At 44.9% G+C, this 19,751-nt stretch carries 20 protein-coding genes; 17 read left to right on the top strand and 3 right to left on the bottom strand.

Annotated elements, in window-relative coordinates:
- Positions 1 to 8: 8 nt before the first annotated feature.
- Both pulA and CJU60_RS18190 read left to right on the top strand, forming a co-directional pair.
- Positions 9 to 2,165, top strand: a complete 2,157-nt coding sequence (pulA, locus tag CJU60_RS18195; RefSeq protein WP_095714534.1) for a type I pullulanase — start codon at positions 9 to 11, stop codon at positions 2,163 to 2,165.
- A gap of 181 nt (positions 2,166 to 2,346) precedes the next feature.
- Positions 2,347 to 3,141, top strand: a complete 795-nt coding sequence (locus CJU60_RS18190; RefSeq protein WP_095714595.1) for a phosphotransferase family protein — start codon at positions 2,347 to 2,349, stop codon at positions 3,139 to 3,141.
- Positions 3,142 to 3,144: 3 nt separating this feature from the next.
- Here CJU60_RS18190 and CJU60_RS18185 read toward each other — a convergent pair whose 3' ends face one another.
- The gene (locus CJU60_RS18185) at positions 3,145 to 3,423 is read right to left on the bottom strand and encodes a YtzH-like family protein (protein WP_024122528.1); all 279 of its coding nucleotides are present in this window, start codon (positions 3,421 to 3,423) and stop codon (positions 3,145 to 3,147) included.
- Between the two features lie 208 nt (positions 3,424 to 3,631).
- Here CJU60_RS18185 and trmB point away from each other — a divergent pair, with 208 nt between their 5' ends.
- The 3 genes from trmB to CJU60_RS18170 all read left to right on the top strand — a co-directional run bounded on the left by trmB (position 3,632) and on the right by CJU60_RS18170 (position 6,972).
- Entirely contained in the window at positions 3,632 to 4,273 is a 642-nt protein-coding gene (trmB, locus tag CJU60_RS18180; RefSeq protein WP_038954257.1) for a tRNA (guanosine(46)-N7)-methyltransferase TrmB, read from the top strand.
- A 70-nt stretch (positions 4,274 to 4,343) separates the two neighbouring features.
- Positions 4,344 to 5,189, top strand: coding sequence for a YtnP family quorum-quenching lactonase (locus tag CJU60_RS18175; protein ID WP_176471091.1), 846 nt, complete (start codon positions 4,344 to 4,346; stop codon positions 5,187 to 5,189).
- A gap of 82 nt (positions 5,190 to 5,271) precedes the next feature.
- Positions 5,272 to 6,972, top strand: coding sequence for an NAD-dependent malic enzyme (locus CJU60_RS18170; protein WP_095714533.1), 1,701 nt, complete (start codon positions 5,272 to 5,274; stop codon positions 6,970 to 6,972).
- Positions 6,973 to 7,025: 53 nt separating this feature from the next.
- Here CJU60_RS18170 and CJU60_RS18165 read toward each other — a convergent pair whose 3' ends face one another.
- Positions 7,026 to 7,343, bottom strand: a complete 318-nt coding sequence (locus CJU60_RS18165; RefSeq protein WP_010331516.1) for a PepSY domain-containing protein — start codon at positions 7,341 to 7,343, stop codon at positions 7,026 to 7,028.
- Positions 7,344 to 7,500: 157 nt separating this feature from the next.
- Here CJU60_RS18165 and CJU60_RS18160 point away from each other — a divergent pair, with 157 nt between their 5' ends.
- Positions 7,501 to 8,574, top strand: a complete 1,074-nt coding sequence (locus CJU60_RS18160; RefSeq protein WP_095714532.1) for a M42 family metallopeptidase — start codon at positions 7,501 to 7,503, stop codon at positions 8,572 to 8,574.
- A 57-nt stretch (positions 8,575 to 8,631) separates the two neighbouring features.
- On the opposite strand, the gene CJU60_RS18155 is transcribed toward CJU60_RS18160, so the two are convergent.
- A complete protein-coding gene (locus CJU60_RS18155) occupies positions 8,632 to 9,078 on the bottom strand; it encodes a YtoQ family protein (protein ID WP_024122523.1) in 447 nt (148 codons plus the stop codon).
- A gap of 77 nt (positions 9,079 to 9,155) precedes the next feature.
- On the opposite strand from CJU60_RS18155, the gene CJU60_RS21465 reads away from it, so the two are divergent.
- From CJU60_RS21465 to ccpA, 11 genes are all read left to right on the top strand, one after another.
- Positions 9,156 to 9,272, top strand: a complete 117-nt coding sequence (locus tag CJU60_RS21465; RefSeq protein ID WP_125825412.1) for a hypothetical protein — start codon at positions 9,156 to 9,158, stop codon at positions 9,270 to 9,272.
- A 39-nt stretch (positions 9,273 to 9,311) separates the two neighbouring features.
- Positions 9,312 to 9,635, top strand: coding sequence for a thioredoxin family protein (locus tag CJU60_RS18150; RefSeq protein ID WP_010331513.1), 324 nt, complete (start codon positions 9,312 to 9,314; stop codon positions 9,633 to 9,635).
- Between the two features lie 15 nt (positions 9,636 to 9,650).
- On the top strand, positions 9,651 to 10,460 hold the full coding sequence (locus CJU60_RS18145; RefSeq protein WP_024122522.1) for a DUF1444 domain-containing protein: 810 nt from the start codon (positions 9,651 to 9,653) through the stop codon (positions 10,458 to 10,460).
- A gap of 16 nt (positions 10,461 to 10,476) precedes the next feature.
- On the top strand, positions 10,477 to 11,082 hold the full coding sequence (gene ytpR, locus CJU60_RS18140) for a YtpR family tRNA-binding protein (RefSeq protein WP_095714531.1): 606 nt from the start codon (positions 10,477 to 10,479) through the stop codon (positions 11,080 to 11,082).
- Positions 11,083 to 11,242: 160 nt separating this feature from the next.
- Complete coding sequence (locus CJU60_RS18135; RefSeq protein WP_095714530.1) at positions 11,243 to 14,152, top strand: DNA translocase FtsK; 2,910 nt, start codon at positions 11,243 to 11,245, stop codon at positions 14,150 to 14,152.
- Between the two features lie 246 nt (positions 14,153 to 14,398).
- Complete coding sequence (gene murC / locus CJU60_RS18130; protein ID WP_024122519.1) at positions 14,399 to 15,697, top strand: UDP-N-acetylmuramate--L-alanine ligase; 1,299 nt, start codon at positions 14,399 to 14,401, stop codon at positions 15,695 to 15,697.
- 162 nt (positions 15,698 to 15,859) lie between these two features.
- Positions 15,860 to 16,279 (top strand): DUF948 domain-containing protein, encoded by a 420-nt coding sequence (locus tag CJU60_RS18125; RefSeq protein ID WP_024122518.1) that lies wholly within the window; start codon positions 15,860 to 15,862, stop codon positions 16,277 to 16,279.
- Positions 16,280 to 16,309: 30 nt separating this feature from the next.
- Positions 16,310 to 16,765, top strand: coding sequence for a YtxH domain-containing protein (locus CJU60_RS18120; protein ID WP_095714529.1), 456 nt, complete (start codon positions 16,310 to 16,312; stop codon positions 16,763 to 16,765).
- A gap of 24 nt (positions 16,766 to 16,789) precedes the next feature.
- Positions 16,790 to 17,116 (top strand): bacillithiol system redox-active protein YtxJ, encoded by a 327-nt coding sequence (gene ytxJ, locus CJU60_RS18115; protein ID WP_024122516.1) that lies wholly within the window; start codon positions 16,790 to 16,792, stop codon positions 17,114 to 17,116.
- A 234-nt stretch (positions 17,117 to 17,350) separates the two neighbouring features.
- On the top strand, positions 17,351 to 18,427 hold the full coding sequence (locus CJU60_RS18110) for a bifunctional 3-deoxy-7-phosphoheptulonate synthase/chorismate mutase (protein WP_024122514.1): 1,077 nt from the start codon (positions 17,351 to 17,353) through the stop codon (positions 18,425 to 18,427).
- Between the two features lie 281 nt (positions 18,428 to 18,708).
- A complete protein-coding gene (ccpA, locus tag CJU60_RS18105; RefSeq protein ID WP_024122513.1) occupies positions 18,709 to 19,713 on the top strand; it encodes a catabolite control protein A in 1,005 nt (334 codons plus the stop codon).
- The last annotated feature ends 38 nt before the right edge of the window (positions 19,714 to 19,751 follow it).

Genomic DNA, 19,751 nt, shown 5'->3' with positions numbered 1-19,751 from the left:
AGATTCTGATGGTCTGTATCCAACGCAGCTTTGAAGCGTATGCCGATGAAATGAATATCATTACGGTTCTGATTCCTGCTGATCAAAAAGATACCTTTACGCCGCCTTTTCAGCTTGAGACAGATACAGCGGAAATTCCTCTGGCAGTCAGTCAGGAATGGCAAATAGAAGGGAAATACAAGTATGTATGTGTAGCTGAACAGCCGGTGGCTTTCGGAAAAACGCATCATGTCAAAGCATCTGGCGGCGGAAAAACGGATCTCCAAATCGGGGCGGTTGTCAGGACGGCTGCGTTTGATGCTGCATTTTATTATGACGGAGAGCTCGGAGCTGTTTACGCTTCGGATTATACTGAATTTAAGGTATGGGCGCCTGCTGCGACGTCAGCTGCCGTCAAGCTGTCACATCCCGAGAAAAGCGGGCACACGCTTCAAATGACACGAATGGAAAATGGAGTATACGCCGTTACAGTGGCTGGAGATCTGCACGGTTATGAGTATGTGTACCGGATTTGCAACAATTTAGAATGGACAGAAACGGTTGATCCGTATGCAAAAGCTGTGACGGTCAACGGAGAGAAGGGTGTCGTGCTGCGCCCTGATCAAGCAAATTCGGCTCCTTCGTTTACACCATTTTCAGACCCAGTTGATGCCATTATTTATGAGATGCACATCCGAGACTTCTCCATTCATGAAAACAGCGGTATGAAGAACAAAGGGAAATATGCGGCGCTTGCTGAAACGGACACCAAAACGAAAAATGGCAGTTCTACAGGACTTTCTTATTTAAAAGAGCTTGGCGTTACACATATAGAACTTTTACCGCTAAACGATTATGCCGGAGTTGATGAAGAAAACCCGCTTGCCGCCTACAATTGGGGCTATAATCCGCTTCATTTTTTTGCCCCGGAGGGAAGCTATGCCTCCAATCCTCACGACCCTCAAACAAGAAACACAGAAGTAAAACAAATGATTCACACCCTGCATCAGCATGGCCTGCGTGTCATTCTGGATGTTGTTTATAACCATGTATACCAAAGAGAGCACTCGCCCTTTGAAAAAACGGTGCCCGGTTATTTCTTCCGGCATGATCAATTCGGAATGCCTTCGAATGGCACCGGCGTCGGGAATGACATCGCCTCAGAAAGACGGATGGCAAGGAAATTCATTACGGATTGTGTCTTGTATTGGCTGAAGGAATACGATATCGACGGCTTCCGCTTTGATCTGCTCGGCATTTTAGATATTGAAACGGTTCTTCATATGAAAGAAAAAGCATCTGAGGTAAAGCCCGGAATCCTTCTCTTTGGGGAAGGCTGGGATTTGGCAACACCGCTGCCGCCTGAACAGAAAGCGACATTGGCGAATGCATCGAAAATGCCGGGCGTCGGTTTTTTTAATGATTCGTTTCGTGACGCTGTTAAAGGGAATACCTTTCATATCGCGGCGGCGGGTTTTGCTCTTGGGAACGGCGAACAAACGGAAACAGTCATGCGCGGGATCGCCGGATCTTCCGGGTGGGAAGAGACAGACCCGCTTGTGTCTGCGCCGAGCCAGTCCATCAATTATGTCGAGTCGCATGACAACCACACTTTTTGGGATAAAATGAGCCTCGCGCTTCCTCAAGAAAGTGAGAGCCGAAAAAGAAGCAGGCAAAAGCTGGCGTCTGCAATCATTCTGCTGGCCCAGGGAGTCCCGTTTATTCACAGCGGACAGGAATTTTTCCGGACGAAGCAGGGGGTGGAAAACAGCTATCAATCCAGTGACAGCATCAACCAGCTGGACTGGTCGCGGCGTGAAACATTCAAGCAGGATGTTGACTATGTCCGCAGGCTGATTTCGCTCAGAAAAGCGCATCCGGCATTCCGGCTTACGTCATCAGCCGATATTCAGCGCTGCCTTGAATGTCTGGCTCTCAAAGAGCACCTTATTGTATACCGGCTGTTTAACCTCGGCGCAATCGACGAATGGGAAGAAATCATTGTGATCCATCATGCCAGCCCCGATTCTGTTACATGGCAGCTGCCGAAAGATAAGGCTTACCGCCTTCTATGTGATACTGACGGGTTTCGTGCTGATCATGGAGAAATCAAGAAAGCGGTTGCTGTAAACGGCATCGGAACGGTTATCTTATATTTAGCACGAGATCTTACGAGTTTTGCTTGACGAAGTTTGTGCTATAGCGCTAAAATTTAAAAGACGGCTATTGATTAGCATATGAGACTCTCAATAGCTGTCTTTTTTATTTTTCATACGATTCGTACGAAAAAGGCATTCGCTGGATAGACTGAAGACGAATAGGCCTTTATTCTAAAATATTTTAAGAAATGATGGGTTGAACATTGATATGAACTGGTTGGGACAATTACTAGGTAGCGATTGGGAGATCTTCCCCGCCGGAGGAGCTACAGGAGATGCATATTATGCGAAACATAACGGGCAGCAGCTTTTTTTAAAACGTAATAGCTCACCTTTTTTAGCTGTTTTATCCGCCGAAGGCATTGTTCCTAAGCTGGTTTGGACAAAACGGATGGAGAATGGGGACGTCATAACGGCCCAGCACTGGATGACCGGCAGAGAGCTGAAGCCGAAAGACATGAACGGACGGTCCGTTGCTGAATTGCTTCGTAAAATACACACATCAAAAGCCTTGCTGGACATGCTGAAGAGACTTGGAAAGGAACCGCTGAATCCAGGGACTCTGCTGTCTCAGCTTAAACAGGCTGTATTTGCTGTGCAGCAATCTTCGCCGCTGATTCAAGAAGGGATTAAGTATTTAGAAGATCATCTGCATGAAGTGCATTTCGGTGAGAAAGTCGTTTGCCATTGTGATGTCAATCATAATAACTGGTTATTGTCTGAAGACAACCAGCTGTATTTAATTGACTGGGACGGCGCCATGATTGCTGATCCGGCGATGGATCTGGGGCCATTGCTGTACCACTACGTCGAAAAGCCAGCTTGGGAGAGCTGGCTGGGCATGTACGGTATTGAGTTAACGGACGGCCTTCGGTTAAGAATGGCATGGTATGTGCTATCTGAAACAATCACTTTCATTGCCTGGCATAAATCCAAAGGAAACGATAAAGAATTCCATGATGCAATGGAAGAACTGCATATGCTGATGAAGCGAATTGTTTAATAATCAGGAATACGAATCCATTTCCTCTACCCATTGAGACAAGCTGCTCTGATGCTCTTGTATGTGTGAGTCGATAGATTTGGATGATATTCCTGATTGGCTGTATCGGTACACATCTTCCAGCACGTTTTTTAAGTGTGAATCGAGCTCGGTGTTTGCCATCAGCGATTTAATCACACGTTCAAGCTGTTCGTACTCTGCGACGGTTCCGCAGCAGTCTAATTGATGGTCAGTCAAAATGTCCTTCAATAGATCAACTTGATTCTCGTAATTTAAACCCATAAAACGGTACACATCCCTTCAGTATCTTACGGGTTAAATTGTTCAAAACAGTATGGTTTTATGCATGAGACACGAGTGTTCCGACAGATGGGAACCTCTTTTTTTATGTGATCTGCTCTAAAAAGGCACACCTTCAAAAACAAGCTTGCGGGTCTTTTTAATTCATGGTATGTTGTTAGTCGAAATAATAGATAGAGGTGTCAATCATATGAGAATGCGCCACAAGCCTTGGGCTGATGACTTTTTGGCTGAAAACGCAGATATTGCCATCAGCAATCCTGCTGATTATAAAGGAAAATGGAATACAGTGTTTGGCAACAGCAATCCGATCCATATCGAGGTCGGTACAGGAAAAGGGCAATTTATTTCCGGCATGGCCAAACAAAATCCTGACATTAATTATATTGGTATTGAGTTATTTAAAAGCGTAATTGTGACAGCTGTCCAGAAAGTTAAGGATAGCGAAGTGCCGAATGTAAAGCTTTTGAATATAGACGCGGACACGCTGACAGACGTGTTTGAGCCGGGTGAAGTCAAACGGGTGTACTTGAACTTTTCTGATCCTTGGCCGAAAAACCGCCACGAAAAACGCCGTCTGACGTATTCCCATTTTCTCAAGAAATATGAAGAAGTAATGGGGAAAGGCGGAGCGATTCATTTTAAAACAGACAACCGCGGCCTGTTTGAGTACTCGCTGAAAAGCTTCTCGGAATACGGTCTGCTGCTGACATATGTCAGTCTTGATCTGCATAACAGCGATATGGAAGATAACATCATGACAGAATATGAAGAAAAATTCTCAGCACTCGGCCAGCCGATCTATCGGGCTGAAGTTGAATGGAGAGCGTAAAACAGACTCTGACACAGGAGTCTGTTTTTTTTATGCGCTGTTTGCTACGATGATGACAGGGGGGATGAAAATGGAAACGATGAAAATTGGAAACACGACGTTAACTTGGCTTGACGGAGGGGTGACTCACATGGACGGAGGAGCCATGTTCGGTGTTGTTCCAAAGCCGTTATGGTCAAAAAAATACCCAGTCAATGAAAAAAACCAGATTGAACTAAGGACAGATCCAATTCTTATTCAAAAAGACGGGCTGAACGTGATCGTCGATGCCGGTATCGGGTCCGGAAAGCTGACTGAGAAACAAAAAAGAAACTACGGTGTGACCCAAGAATCCAATGTGAAAACATCATTAGCAGCGCTCGGGTTAACGGTTGAAGATATCCACGTGATCGCCATGACACACCTTCATTTTGACCATGCGTGCGGATTGACGGAATACGAAGGAGATAAACTGGTGCCAGTTTTTCCAAATGCCGTTATTTATACTTCATCTGTTGAATGGAATGAAATGCGCCATCCGAATATCAGATCGAAAAATACCTACTGGAAAGAAAACTGGGAGGCGGTTGCCGGCCAAGTGAAGACCTTTGAAGACACTTGCACGATAACAGGGGGGGTTACACTGCATCATACCGGGGGCCACAGTGACGGCCACTGTGTTCTTGTATGTGAGGATGCGGGTGAAACCGCGGTACATATGGCGGATTTGATGCCGACACACGCCCACCGCAATCCATTATGGGTGCTGGCTTATGATGATTATCCGATGACCTCTATACCGCAAAAGCAAAAGTGGCAGGCGTATGCAGCGGAAAAAGACGCATGGTTTATTTTTTATCATGATGCCGTATATCGCGCACTAAAATGGGACGGGGACGAAAGAATGACAGAATCACTCAAACGAAAGAAACAATAGCATATTTTCATGTTTACCCTGCATGATTTCCGGCTAATAAAGCAAACCTAGTACTAATTATGCTCAGAAAGGAAGAGGCAGGGTGAAACAATTTGAAGTAACGAACGAAGGAGAAATTCAGACAACATTAAGAGGCCTTGAAGTACTCTCTGTTCCTTTTTTGAACAAAGGAGTAGCTTTTACAACAGAGGAAAGAAAAGCGCTCGGATTGAATGGCTTTTTGCCGCCGAAGGTATTGACCATTGATGAACAGGCAAAAAGAGCGTACGAACAGTTTTCCTCACAGCCTGATGATTTAAGTAAAAACGTTTATTTGACAGCGCTGCACGATCGAAATGAAACGCTGTTTTACCGTTTGTTAAATGACCACTTAGGGGAAATGCTCCCGATTGTATACACGCCGACAGTAGGTACGGCCATTCAGAGATACAGCCATGAATACAGGAAGCCGAGAGGGCTCTATCTGTCCATCGATGACCCGGAAGGCATGAGAGAGGCCTTTAAACAGTTTAAAGACAAAAGTGATGCCATCGATTTAATTGTCGCAACCGATGCTGAAGGGATTTTAGGAATCGGAGACTGGGGAGTCGGCGGTATCGCGATATCAATTGGCAAGCTTGCGGTATACACGGCCGCTGCCGGAATTGATCCGAGCAGAGTGCTGGCTGTCGTTTTGGATGCGGGCACAAATCAAGAGAGCCTCTTGAACGATCCGCTTTATGTCGGCAATCAGCATTCCAGAGTGCGCGGTGAACGCTATGACCAATTTATTGATGAATATGTCTCACTTGCGAGAGAGACATTCCCGAATGCATTGCTCCACTGGGAGGACTTCGGAGCGAAAAATGCGCGCAGCATCTTGAAACGCTATAAAGATAAAGTATGTACGTTTAATGATGATATCCAAGGTACAGGCGCTGTATCTCTTGCGGCAGTTTTATCCTGTGCAAAAGCGTCTAAAGTGCCGCTGAGGGATCACAGAGTCGTCATATTCGGAGCGGGGACAGCCGGAATCGGAATTGCTGAACAGCTGCGGGAAGCATTGGTGCGCGAAGGGCTGAGTGAGGAAGAATCATACCAGCGATTCTGGTGCATAGACCGAAACGGGCTGTTAACAGATGATATGGATCAGCTTCTCGATTTCCAAAAGCCTTATGCCCGTTCGGCTGATGAAGTGAAGGATTATCAGCGTAACGGAGAAGGAGGGGGCATTGATCTCCTTGAAGTGGTCCGGCAGGCGAAACCGACGATCCTGATCGGAACATCTACGGTTTCCGGTGCCTTTACTGAAGAAATTGTAAAAGAAATGGCGGCACACGTAAAACGTCCGGCGATTTTGCCGATGTCGAATCCGACGACTCTTTCCGAAGCAAAACCGCAAGATTTAATTGAATGGACAGAAGGCCGTGCGCTGATTACGACAGGAAGCCCGTTCCCGCCAGTGGAATATAACGGCGTGACATATCATATCGGACAGGCCAACAACGCACTAGTCTTCCCAGGGCTTGGGCTTGGAACGATTGTCACCAAATCAAAATTAATCACCGATGGCATGTTTGAAGCATGTGCCCGCGCGATCGCAAGTATGGTCAATGTCGGCATGCCTGGCGCGCCGATGCTTCCGAAGGTGGAGGATTTACGGACTGTATCGGCAACGGTTGCAGTTGAAGTCGCTAAAACCGCCATTAAGGAAGGCGTGGCCACTGAAGAGCCTGAGGACATCATTCAGGCTGTGCAGGACGCGATGTGGTATCCGGTATACAAACCAATTCGCGCGATATAATATAAAAAGAGCCGCTGCATGGGCAGCGGCTCCTATTTTACGCTTGTCCGGTGTTAAGACGCGATTGTATCGATGACATCTACAATTCTCCCCGTTTTCGCATCCACCATCACTTCATATTGCTCTAGTTCTCCGAAAGCTGACCGTGTAACACCGGTCTTGTACACCTGCACGGTTTCTCCATTCACATTGTAGGGCTCCGGCTGGGTGTAGATCCATGATCCATCAATCGGCCCCCGCTGTTTAAAAGCGGATTTTACGATACGAAGCGCTCTTTCTGAAGAAATATAAGGCTTCATCACATATTGCTTCACAACAACAGCCGTACAAATTCCAAGTCCTGCTCCTAAAAGAAGATGACGCAATTTCAAAATAAAGCACCTCCTGATTGATCATACTTCCATTATACAGAAACCGCCAAATCCTGTTAAGCGATACGCGGCTCATTGAGCAGATTCAATCAGAGTGCTTGGAAAACAGAATTTTTTCTAATAAAATAAAAGAACTACATAGAAATGAGGGGAAAACATGAATCAAGAAACGAAAGCGCTTTTCCAAACACTGACGCAGCTTCCCGGAGCGCCGGGCAATGAGCATCAGGTCCGTGCGTTTATGAAGCAGGAGCTTGCCAAATATGCCGATGATATCGTTCAGGACAGACTGGGAAGTGTTTTCGGAGTCAGAAAAGGCGGAGAGGACGCGCCGAAAATCATGGTGGCTGGACATATGGATGAAGTCGGATTTATGGTGACATCCATTACAGATAACGGATTACTGAGGTTCCAAACGCTCGGCGGCTGGTGGAGTCAGGTGCTGCTGGCACAAAGAGTGGAAATTCAAACAGATAACGGCCCGGTTCCGGGAGTTATTTCAAGCATACCGCCGCATCTGTTAACAGATGCTCAGCGAAACCGTCCGATGGATATCAAAAACATGATGATTGATATCGGAGCGGATGATAAGGAAGACGCTATCAAAATCGGCATTAAACCGGGCCAGCAAATTGTCCCTGTATGCCCGTTTACCATTATGGCGAATGAAAAGAAAATATTATCAAAAGCGTGGGATAACCGGTACGGCTGCGGATTGAGCATTGAATTGCTGAAGGAATTGCAAGGTAAAGAACTGCCGAATACGCTTTACGCTGGCGCAACCGTTCAGGAAGAAGTCGGCTTAAGAGGCGCACAGACAGCGTCTCATATGATCAAACCGGATTTGTTCTTCGCGCTTGACGCCAGTCCGGCAAACGACATGAGCGGCGATAAACAGCAGTTTGGGCAGCTTGGAAATGGCTTTTTGCTCCGCATTCTTGACAGAACAACAGTCATGCACCGCGGAATGAGAGAATTTGTTCTGGATATGGCTGAAACGCATCAGATTCCATATCAATACTTTGTTTCGGGCGGCGGAACAGATGCAGGCAGAGTGCATATTTCAAACAGCGGCGTTCCGTCAGCAGTTATCGGGATCTGCTCCCGCTACATTCATACAAATGCATCTATTATCCATATTGATGATTACGCTGCGGCTAAAGAAATGCTGATAAAGCTCGTAACTGCCTGTGACAAGCAGACAGTTGAAGCAATTAAAGAAAATATGTAAAACCTGGAGAAAAAGCTTGTTGAGCAAGGCTGTAAGCCATGCCGACAAGCTTTTTTCTTATTTTGTTTCAAATACATAGGAAAGTGCTTTAATGGCTTGGTTCACCGTTTCAACAGTCATATTCGCTTTGTTTGAAAGCTCTTTTAATGGGTGGTGTAGCGATTCAGGACGAATGATGATCAGGGGTTTGCCTTTTGCGATGGCATAGGAAGCATCCATTGCTGTGTTCCATTGTTTATACTTTTCGCCAAACAAGGCGATTACAAAGTCGGCTTTATTCATCAAGACGGCAGTTCTGAAGTTATTGATATCAGAAGCCTTGTCGTCCTTATAGACTGCGTTTGGCTGAGCGCCCATGATTTCTTCTCCGATATTGTCTGAACGGTCGTGATGCTCCATCGGGCCGACAAACGTAATCGGCAGCTTCAGTGACTTCGTTTTCTCCTTTATTTCCTCCCGCCAATTGCTGTGGATTTCTCCGGCTAAATAGACGATAAACTCCAAACTGGATCCCTCCTTATGTATGACCATTTGTCAATTTTACCCTCATGTAAAAGATGTTAAACGAAACGTGCTTGATAATGCAAATAAAATATGATAATGATAATGGGAAAGCTTATCTTACATATTCATTCGTTGCATATAAGTGGTTTTGCCGCAAGCAGTTTGGTATGATCCAAATGGACGAGTATCGATAAACTAACATGTAAGAACATAAACAACTGGAGGGATATCCGATGAAAAAAATCGAGACAACGCAAGAATTGGAAAAAGCGGTAAAGGATGATTGGGCAGTATTTATGTTTTCTGCCGACTGGTGCCCGGACTGCCGTTTTGTAGAGCCTTTTCTTCCGGAATTGGAAGCAGACTTTCCTGAATTCACTTACTACTATGTAGACCGCGACAAATTTATTGATACATGCGCGGAGTGGGAGATTTACGGCATTCCAAGCTTTGTTGTGTTTAATGAAGGAAAAGAAGTGAATCGTTTTGTGAGCAAAGACCGCAAAACAAAAGAAGAAATTGAACAGTTTTTAACTGACTCTCTCGCAAAAGCGTAAAGGAGGATATCCGGTTTGAAAATGACCTCAAGGAAGCTGTCAGACATATTGAAACAGCGCCTTCAGCACGAGAATCGCTCCTTTTTATTTGACAGAGAAAAAGACACCCTCCGTGTTGAGGATGAAACAACTAAAAAAGGAATTACGCTCGACCTGCCGCCGATTATTGCAAAATGGGAACTGAAAAAAGACGAAGCCATTGACGAGATCGTTTACTATGTATCAGAAGCCATGACAGCTATGGAAGGGAAGTCGCAGGAAATAACTGGGAAGGAAAGCCGCATTTATCCGGTCATCCGCTCAACCTCTTTTCCGGACAAGTCCAGCGAAGAGATTCCGCTTATTTATGACGATCATACCGCAGAAACAAGAATTTACTACGCGCTTGATCTGGGCAAAACCTATCGTTTAATTGATCAGCGCATGCTGGAGAAAGAAAACTGGACAAGGGAGCGGATCAGAGAAACGGCTGCGTTTAACCTCCGCTCTCTGCCGACGGTTGTCAAAGAGGATACTGTTGCCGGCAATCTCTTTTACTTCTTCAGAGCAAACGACGGTTACGACGCCAGCCGGATTCTGAACGAAGCGATTTTAAATGAGTATAAACAAAATGCTAAAGGTGAGCTCGCGATCTCTGTTCCGCATCAGGACGTTCTGATACTTGCTGACATTCGGAATGAATCAGGGTATGATATTTTAGGACAAATGTCGATGAGCTTCTTTGCAGGCGGCACCGTTCCGATTACGGCGCTTTCTTTCCTGTATAATGAAGGAAAGCTGGAGCCGGTGTTTATCTTGGCAAAAAGCCGTCCGAAAAAGGATTAGAAAGGATTTTTTACTTATGAACGCTTTTTATAATAAAGAAGGTGTGGGAGATACACTTCTGATCTCTCTAAAAGACGTAACGCGCGAGCAAGTAGGCTATGAAAAACACGGCGACGTCGTCAAAATTTTCAATAGCGAAACAAATGAAACGACGGGTTTTAACATCTTTAACGCGTCTTCATACTTAACCATTAATGAAAACGGCCCTGTTGCCCTTTCAGAAACATTCGTTCAAGATGTGAATGAAATGCTAAACAGAAACGGCATTGAAGAAACATTAGTCGTTGATTTATCGCCAAAGTTTGTTGTCGGATATGTTGAATCAAAAGAAAAACATCCAAATGCGGATAAATTAAGCGTATGTAAAGTCAACGTAGGAGATGAAACGCTTCAGATCGTTTGCGGCGCGCCTAATGTTGATCAAGGTCAAAAAGTTGTCGTTGCCAAAGTCGGCGCTGTGATGCCGAGCGGACTCGTCATTAAGGATGCTGAGCTTCGGGGCGTACCGTCGAGCGGAATGATCTGCTCCGCAAAAGAGCTTGCATTGCCTGACGCTCCGGCTGAAAAAGGAATCCTTGTATTAGAAGGAGACCATGAGGCTGGAGACGCATTTCAGTTTTAGACTCCCATAAATACGCCGAAAAAATCGAATCATGTAAAAAAAGCCGCTAAGCCCTTGTTTAGCGGCTTTGTTTTGCTGAAAGCTTAATCTTTTCTGGGCCGACAAGCAGTGGTATACTAAAAATCGTCCCAGAAAACTATAAGGGAGTTAGAGATGAATTATGAGTTGGCTTCATAAATTTTTTGATTTATTTTTAGGAGAGAGTGAAGAGGACGCTGAACGGGAGACAAAACCTGCTCAAATTCCGAAACAGCAAGAAACGCATCACTCCGAAGGACAATTAAAACGATTGGAAGATCCTAAAATATATTACGAATATCCTAAAGGCAAGTTCCGTTTTCCGGTTGTGCCTGACGGATACCAAAAAAATGATTTGAGAAGGCGCCGCCCGCCATCGGAGGAACCGCAAGCCGAGCCTCGTTCGAGCGCTGCTCAGCACAGAGACCGCACAAATAATGAAAAAGAGCATTATACATATGAAAAATCAGAGCCGGCCAAGAAACCTTTTAAACCGACAAATATACCTTCGCCTGTATATGGATTTAATCAAAAACCATCTGTGAAAAAGGACGTGCCGAAACAATCTGCGGAAAAAAAAGGTGTGCAAAAAAAGCCGGAACCTGTAGAAGAGAAGGTAACGCTGCTTTCAGAAGAAATCGAACGCGAACGCAGCTATCCAATGCCGGACCGGCCGCCGCAGCAACAGAAGAAGGAGCCTCTCTTTTCATATGACCGATTCGAAGAACAGCCTTCTGGCGTCCTAAAAAGTACGAATGAAACAATGGCAAAGCACTCAGCAGAGGAGCTGTCAGACAAAAAAGTAAACGCTGGAGACGAAATGGCTCCAAAAGCTGCTGAGATGCGGTCAGAAGAAACAGAACAAATGAAGCAGCAGGAAGAATCTTTCTTGCGCGAAGAAAAATCTTGGGAAGAGACTGTGACAGGTGCCGGAATGGAAGCAGAAAAGCTGTCAGGTAACGAAGGATATGCCCGCGAAGAAGCTGTTCCGGAAACTGCTGACACCGTCTCAACTCAAGCAGAACAAACGGAAAACCAAGAGCCTGAAAAGGAAGAGCATTTCTTACCCGATGAGCGATATGGGGAAGAGGCTGTGACAGGTGCTGAAACTGAGGCAGAAGAGCCGTCAGCCAACGAAGGAAACGTTCGTGAAAAAGCTGTTCCAGAAACTGCTGACACCTCAGCCCCAGCAGAAGAAATGGAATTCCATGAGCATGAAAAGCCTTTCTTGCATAATGAACGATACGAGGAAGAGACTGTGGCAGATGCCGGGCAAGAAGCAGAGGAACTGTCAGACAGCCATACAGCTGCTCACGAAGAAATCATTCCGGAAGCTGCATCAGCTCAAGTGATAGAGGAAAACAGCCAGCCTGAAGCAACCGCGGCCCAGATAAATGACTATCCAGAACCCGAACATAGCACAGAAGAGGATTCTCCATCCTATTCTGCGGCGGATGAAAGCCGGGAGGAAGAAGGTCCTGCGGGTGAAAGACGCACGGCCCCAGCAGAACAGCAGAACAGAACCGAGAAGTCGAGTAACAATCCTGAACGAAGTCCAGCACTTCAGAAGGGACCGTCTGTTCCTTTTAATGTTATGATGCTGAAAAGCGATGCGCATAAACAGCAAAAAGCAGGGGAGCGCCGCGGAAGCTATGTGTTCCCAAATGTCTCACTGCTTGATGTGCCGCCAGCACAAGTTCAGGACGATACTGCGTGGATAGAAAACCAGCGTCAGCTGCTTGATTTAACTTTGAAAAACTTTAACGTTCGGGCCAATGTGGTTCATGTAACGCAAGGGCCGTCAGTCACAAGATTTGAAGTACACCCTGAACCGGGTGTAAAGGTGAATAAAATCACCAACCTGTCTGATGACATTAAACTCAGCCTGTCCGCCAGAGATATTCGAATAGAAGCGCCGATTCCGGGGAAAAACACGATCGGAATTGAAGTGCCGAACCGCACGAGCAAGGTGGTTGATTTGCGCCAAATGATTCGCAGCTCTGCTTTCAGGACGAGCACGTCACCGCTTACGGCAGCACTTGGATTGGATATTTCGGGGAATCCTGTTGTCATTGATCTGAAGAAAATGCCGCACGGTCTTATTGCCGGAGCTACAGGATCGGGAAAAAGCGTGTGCATCAATACGATTTTAGTGAGTCTGCTTTATAAAGCTGATCCGAGTGAAGTGAAGGTGCTGCTGATTGATCCGAAAATGGTAGAGCTTGCGCCTTACAACAAAATTCCTCATCTCGTCAGCCCTGTCATTACCGACGCCAAAGCGGCCACTGCTGCTTTAAAATGGGTCGTTGAGGAAATGGAGCGCCGCTATGAACTGTTTGCCCATTCCGGTGTTCGCGATATTGACCGTTTTAATCAATTAACCTCTGATCATCAAACGGGCGAAAAATTGCCGTATTTAGTTGTGGTCATTGACGAGCTTGCGGATTTGATGATGGTAGCTCCAAATGATGTAGAAGAAAGCATTGCCCGGATTGCTCAAAAAGCAAGAGCCTGCGGAATCCATTTGCTTGTCGCGACTCAGCGTCCGTCAGTCGATGTCATTACCGGTCTGATTAAAGCGAATATCCCGACGAGAATTGCGTTTTCTGTCTCCAGCCAGGTTGATTCCCGAACAATCATTGACATGGCAGGTGCGGAAAAACTTCTCGGCAAAGGAGACATGCTCTTTTTGGAGAACGGTTCTGGAAAACCGGTCCGTCTCCAAGGCAACTTTGTATCGGACCGAGAAATTGACCGTGTTGTTTCCCATGTCAGAAACCAGCTGCCGCCAGCTTATTTATTCGAACAGGAAGAATTGGTCAGACAAGGCTCTGCCTTAAAGGAAGAGGATGAGCTGTTTTATGAGGCGTGCGAATTTGTTGTTGAGCAAAACAGTGCAAGCACGTCAAGCCTGCAAAGAAGATTCAGAATCGGATATAATCGGGCTGCAAGGCTGATTGATATGATGGAAGCGGAAGGTATGATCTCTGAGGCGAAAGGAAGCAAGCCTCGAGAGGTGCTGATCACTGCAAGTGATTTAATAAACGAATAATATAGGTTCATTTTCACAGCAAACATGGTATGATAATGGATAGAGCATTTAACAGCTATGCCGCTTTACAGCAAATGGGCATAGAAATCGTGATATTCAGGTTTAATCGGAAAGAAATAACCGGATACTGAACATAACAAAAAATATAAGGATACGCCGTCAGGCGGCTTTTCAGCCGCCGCGGTCGCAAATTGAAATGAACGTCATATACTGGGGAACAGATAGACGTTTGTTGGAGGTACAATTATGACTGTTTATCATTTTGTTGGAATAAAAGGGACGGGTATGAGTCCGCTTGCCCAAATACTTCATGATAATGGATATACTGTCCAAGGATCGGATATCGAAAAATTCATTTTTACACAAACGGCGCTTGAAAAAAGAAACATCACTGTTCTTCCTTTTAGCGCGGATAACATCAAACCCGGCATGACAGTTATCGCTGGAAACGCATTCCCAGACACGCACCCTGAGATTGAAAAAGCGATGTCTGACGGAATTCCGGTGATTCGTTATCATAAGTTTTTAGGTGACTACATGAAAAAATTCACCAGTGTCGCGGTTACTGGTGCGCACGGTAAAACGTCGACTACGGGGCTGCTGGCTCACGTTATCCAAAACGCAAAACCGACGTCTTTCTTAATCGGGGACGGAACAGGCCAAGGAAATGAAAACAGCGAATACTTCGTATTTGAAGCGTGCGAATACCGCCGCCATTTCTTAAGCTATCAGCCTGACTACGCGATTATGACGAATATTGATTTTGATCACCCTGATTACTTCTCAAATATTGACGATGTGTTTGACGCTTTTCAGGAAATGGCTCTTCAAGTTAACAAAGGCATTATTGCCTGCGGTGATGATGAGTATCTGCCGAAAATCCATGCGAATGTGCCTGTCGTTTATTACGGCACAGGAGAAGAAAATGATTTTCAAGCGAGAAACATTGTAAAAAGCACAGAAGGGACAACTTTCGATGTCTTTGTCCGCAATACATTCTATGACACATTTTATATTCCTGCGTATGGCCATCATAATGTATTGAACTCATTGGCGGTCATCGCGTTGTGCCATTATGAAGAAATTGACGCCAGCGTTATTAAACATGGCCTTAAATCATTTGGCGGCGTCAAACGCAGATTCAATGAGAAACAGCTCGGAAACCAAGTGTTAATTGATGATTACGCTCATCATCCGACAGAAATAAAAGTGACGATTGAGGCGGCAAGACAGAAATATCCTGATCGTGAAATCGTTGCGGTATTCCAGCCACATACATTTACGCGGACACAGCAATTCCTTGATGAATTTGCTGAAAGCCTGAGCGGGGCAGACTGTGTGTATTTATGCGACATCTTCGGGTCAGCCCGGGAAAACGCAGGAAAGCTGACGATCGGCGACCTGCAGGGAAAAATTAATAATGCCAAGCTGATTGCAGAAGATGATACATCTGTTTTAAAAGCTCATGATAAAGCCGTTCTCATCTTTATGGGAGCAGGAGATATCCAAAAATATATGAGAGCCTACGAAAACGTCATGGCATAATAAAAAGCAGTGATTTCACTGCTTTTTATTTATCTGAAGAAAAATCCTCTTAAAGGATTTTTCAAATGTAATGGAGAATAATATGTATACAGCCCAACAGATATGTTTATGATTTTACAAATCGGGTAAACAGCAGTATATCCTGCAGCAAGGAGGTTTAAGATGATTATCATTCTTTATTTAAGCGTTGCACTAATCGCAGTAGCATTTCTCGTCTTAGTGATCTATTTGTCTAAAACACTAAAGTCACTGCAGCTGACATTAAAACATGTTGCATCCACGCTCGAAGGGCTGGAGGGACAAATGAAAGGCATTACCACTGAAACTGCCGAGCTTTTACATAAGACCAACCGCTTGGCTGAAGATATTCAGGAAAAATCAGAAAAGCTGAACACGGTCGTTCATGCTGTTCAAGGGGTGGGAACCTCTGTGCAGCAGTTCAATACATCAATGAAGCAGGCGGCAGGGTCTGTATCGGCATCAGTGAGAGAAAACCAAGATAAAATCAATCAGGTTGTCACCTGGAGCCAAGCAGCAATGGAAATTTGGGAGAAGTGGAAGCGAAAGAAATCAGCTCTTTAAGAGAGAAAAACACTTTGAGGAGGAATAATGATGAGCAAAGATGGAATTAATAGTAAAGATTTTTTAATCGGTACTTTAATCGGAGGAATCATCGGAGCCACCACTGCGCTTTTCCTAGCACCTAAATCTGGGAAAGAACTACGCGACGATCTCGGAAATCAAGCTGTTGCTCTGCGGGATAAAACAGATAAAATGACGGCAGATGCAAAAGAAAAAGGCACACAATATGTCAGCATTGCAAAAGACAAAACATCTAACATCACACAGCTTGTCGCCGATCAGTCAGGACAGATCATGAACAAGGTCAAAGATTTAAGAGACCGTTCAAAATCTGCAAATACCGAGTCATCATCTGCTACGCAAGATATGAAAAAAGAAGCAATGCAGGCGGCTGACGAAGCAAAAGATCAAGTCCTCCAAACGAAAGAAGACGTAAAAGACGAGCTGAAAGATGCACAAAAACAGGCCGAGCACATCAACCGCTGAGCCCGGAAGGAGCAGACTTGACTAATGGCAAAACAGCTAATTCAATCTGAGGAAGAGTTTAAGCGTATTGCAGAAAAGGAAGGCACTTTCTTGTTTTTTAAGCACAGCTTAACATGCCCGATCAGCCAAGCCGCATTTCAAGAATTTAATGCCTTTGCAAATCAGCATGAAGAAGTGCCGGCTTACTATCTGCAAGTACAAGAGGCACGGCCCCTGTCAAATTTCATCGCAGAAACATACGGAGTCAAGCACGAAAGCCCTCAAGTTTTCGTGATCCAAAACGGTGAAGTAAAGTGGCATACCTCACATTCACAAATTACAGAAGCGGCGATTGAGCAGCATCTGTCCTAGAAAAAAGCGTCCAGATATGATCTGGCGCTTTTTTTTTGAAAAAAACTATTGATCATTTTCTTCACATCATGTACGATAGCATCATACATTACTTTATCACTTAAAAGCGTTTGGGTAATAAAGTAGACTTTTTTAAAAATTTTGTATTTCAGTATTTCCATTTGGTTTTACTTATAGTAAGATGCATGTTAACTACAAAATAAAAAATGAATGTGCAGGGAAAGGATGAAAAAAATGAGCAACACAGAATTAGAGCTTCTAAGGCAGCAGGCAGACGAATTAAACTTGCAAATTTTAAAATTAATCAACCAGCGCGGAAATGTTGTGAAAGAGATCGGTAAAGCGAAAGAAGCGCAAGGTGTCAATCGCTTTGATCCTGTCAGAGAACGCACAATGTTAAATAAAATCATTGAAAACAATGACGGACCATTCGAAAATTCTACTATCCAGCACATTTTTAAAGAAATCTTTAAAGCAGGTTTAGAGCTTCAGGAGGAAGATCACAGTAAAGCGCTTCTTGTTTCCCGTAAGAAAAAACCTGAAGATACAATCGTTGATATCAAAGGTGAAAAAGTCGGAGACGGCCAGCAAAGATTTATCGTCGGACCATGTGCGGTTGAGAGCTATGAGCAGGTGGCGGAAGTGGCTGCGGCTGCTAAAAAACAAGGGATTAAAATTCTTCGCGGAGGAGCCTTTAAGCCTCGTACGAGCCCATACGATTTCCAAGGCCTCGGTGTAGAAGGACTCCAAATCTTAAAACGTGTAGCGGATGAATTTGATCTGGCTGTTATCAGCGAAATCGTAACTCCGGCTCATATTGAAGAAGCGCTTGACTACATTGATGTAATTCAGATCGGTGCGCGTAATATGCAGAACTTTGAATTGCTGAAAGCTGCAGGTTCCGTGAAAAAGCCTGTCCTTCTGAAACGCGGACTTGCTGCAACGATCTCGGAATTCATCAATGCAGCTGAATACATTATGGCACAAGGCAATGATCAAATTATCCTTTGTGAGCGCGGTATCAGAACATACGAAACAGCAACGAGAAACACGCTCGATATTTCAGCTGTGCCAATTCTGAAACAGGAAACGCATTTGCCGGTCTTTGTTGATGTGACGCATTCAACAGGCCGCCGCGACCTCCTTCTTCCGACAGCTAAAGCCGCTTTGGCGATCGGTGCTGACGGCGTAATGGCAGAGGTTCATCCTGATCCATCAGTCGCACTTTCTGACTCTGCTCAGCAAATGGCGATCCCTGAATTCGAAAAATGGCTGAATGAACTGAAACCAATGGTGAAAGTCAACGCCTAATGGAATGAGATCAATACAAAAGGCCGCATATGCGGCCTTTTTTTGCGCTTTCTCGTTTATTTAATTATAAAACTCAAGTATACGTTTTCATCATCTATAAAAACGTGTATAATTTCATGAGAAGTATTTAAATTTGATGAATAATGAAAAATAATGTAGACTACTGACTTACGCTTACAAATCATAAACGACATAAATTCGGACATTATGACATTTCTCTACATAAAGTGTTTATGCTATAGATAAGGATAAGTGTATCCAGTAAAAGGAGTGGTTTTAGGATGAGCAATATTACGATCTACGACGTAGCGAGAGAAGCTAATGTAAGCATGGCAACCGTTTCCCGTGTCGTGAATGGAAACCCGAATGTAAAACCGACAACGAGAAAAAAAGTCTTGGAAGCCATTGACCGTCTCGGCTACCGTCCAAACGCGGTGGCAAGAGGGCTTGCAAGCAAAAAAACAACAACTGTAGGTGTCATCATTCCTGATATCTCAAGCATTTTCTATTCAGAGCTTGCGCGCGGAATTGAAGATATCGCGACAATGTATAAATATAACATCATTTTGAGCAACTCTGACCAAAACTTGGAGAAAGAGCTGCACTTATTAAACACAATGCTCGGCAAACAGGTCGACGGCATCGTATTTATGGGCGGAAACATTACGGACGAGCATGTAGCGGAATTTAAGCGTTCGCCAGTGCCGATCGTGCTTGCCGCTTCTGTTGAAGAGCAAGGTGAAACACCATCAGTCGCAATTGATTACGAGCAGGCGATTTATGACGCGGTGAAGCTTTTGGTTGATAAGGGGCACACTGATATCGCGTTTGTTTCCGGCCCGATGACAGAACCGATCAACCGCTCAAAGAAACTGCAAGGCTACAAACGGGCGCTTGAAGAGGCGAATCTTCCGTTTAATGAACAATTTGTCGCTGAAGGTGATTACACGTATGATTCCGGACTTGAGGCGCTTCAGCATCTCATGAGCCTGGACAAAAAACCGACAGCGATTCTTTCCGCAACTGATGAAATGGCGCTCGGCATTATTCATGCCGCACAGGATCAAGGCCTTTCCATTCCTGAAGATCTCGACATTATCGGCTTTGATAATACGAGATTAAGCTTGATGGTTCGGCCGCAGCTTTCAACAGTAGTTCAGCCGACGTATGATATTGGCGCGGTTGCCATGAGACTGCTGACAAAGCTCATGAATAAAGAGCCGGTGGAAGAGCATATTGTCGAATTGCCGCATCGTATAGAGTTAAGACAGTCAACCAAGTCATAAGAAAAACAAGAAAGCAAGCTTCACCTCTAAGGTGGATT

The organism is Bacillus sp. 7705b (assembly GCF_002289525.1).
GTDB lineage: Bacteria > Bacillota > Bacilli > Bacillales > Bacillaceae > Bacillus > Bacillus halotolerans.
The sequence above is the reverse complement of the archived record's forward strand: the minus strand, read 5'-3'. Positions and strand labels throughout refer to the sequence as shown.

What these genes read in the sequence shown, in the direction of transcription:
- pulA (WP_095714534.1), top strand. Translation starts at nt 9, where the DNA reads ATGGTCTGTATCCAACGCAGCTTTGAAGCGTATGCCGATGAAATGAAT.
- CJU60_RS18190 (WP_095714595.1), top strand. Translation starts at nt 2,347, where the DNA reads ATGAACTGGTTGGGACAATTACTAGGTAGCGATTGGGAGATCTTCCCC.
- CJU60_RS18185 (WP_024122528.1), bottom strand. Translation starts at nt 3,423, where the DNA reads ATGGGTTTAAATTACGAGAATCAAGTTGATCTATTGAAGGACATTTTG.
- trmB (WP_038954257.1), top strand. Translation starts at nt 3,632, where the DNA reads ATGAGAATGCGCCACAAGCCTTGGGCTGATGACTTTTTGGCTGAAAAC.
- CJU60_RS18175 (WP_176471091.1), top strand. Translation starts at nt 4,344, where the DNA reads ATGGAAACGATGAAAATTGGAAACACGACGTTAACTTGGCTTGACGGA.
- CJU60_RS18160 (WP_095714532.1), top strand. Translation starts at nt 7,501, where the DNA reads ATGAATCAAGAAACGAAAGCGCTTTTCCAAACACTGACGCAGCTTCCC.
- CJU60_RS21465 (WP_125825412.1), top strand. Translation starts at nt 9,156, where the DNA reads ATGCAAATAAAATATGATAATGATAATGGGAAAGCTTATCTTACATAT.
- CJU60_RS18150 (WP_010331513.1), top strand. Translation starts at nt 9,312, where the DNA reads ATGAAAAAAATCGAGACAACGCAAGAATTGGAAAAAGCGGTAAAGGAT.
- ytpR (WP_095714531.1), top strand. Translation starts at nt 10,477, where the DNA reads ATGAACGCTTTTTATAATAAAGAAGGTGTGGGAGATACACTTCTGATC.
- CJU60_RS18135 (WP_095714530.1), top strand. Translation starts at nt 11,243, where the DNA reads ATGAGTTGGCTTCATAAATTTTTTGATTTATTTTTAGGAGAGAGTGAA.
- murC (WP_024122519.1), top strand. Translation starts at nt 14,399, where the DNA reads ATGACTGTTTATCATTTTGTTGGAATAAAAGGGACGGGTATGAGTCCG.
- CJU60_RS18125 (WP_024122518.1), top strand. Translation starts at nt 15,860, where the DNA reads ATGATTATCATTCTTTATTTAAGCGTTGCACTAATCGCAGTAGCATTT.
- CJU60_RS18120 (WP_095714529.1), top strand. Translation starts at nt 16,310, where the DNA reads ATGAGCAAAGATGGAATTAATAGTAAAGATTTTTTAATCGGTACTTTA.
- ytxJ (WP_024122516.1), top strand. Translation starts at nt 16,790, where the DNA reads ATGGCAAAACAGCTAATTCAATCTGAGGAAGAGTTTAAGCGTATTGCA.
- CJU60_RS18110 (WP_024122514.1), top strand. Translation starts at nt 17,351, where the DNA reads ATGAGCAACACAGAATTAGAGCTTCTAAGGCAGCAGGCAGACGAATTA.
- ccpA (WP_024122513.1), top strand. Translation starts at nt 18,709, where the DNA reads ATGAGCAATATTACGATCTACGACGTAGCGAGAGAAGCTAATGTAAGC.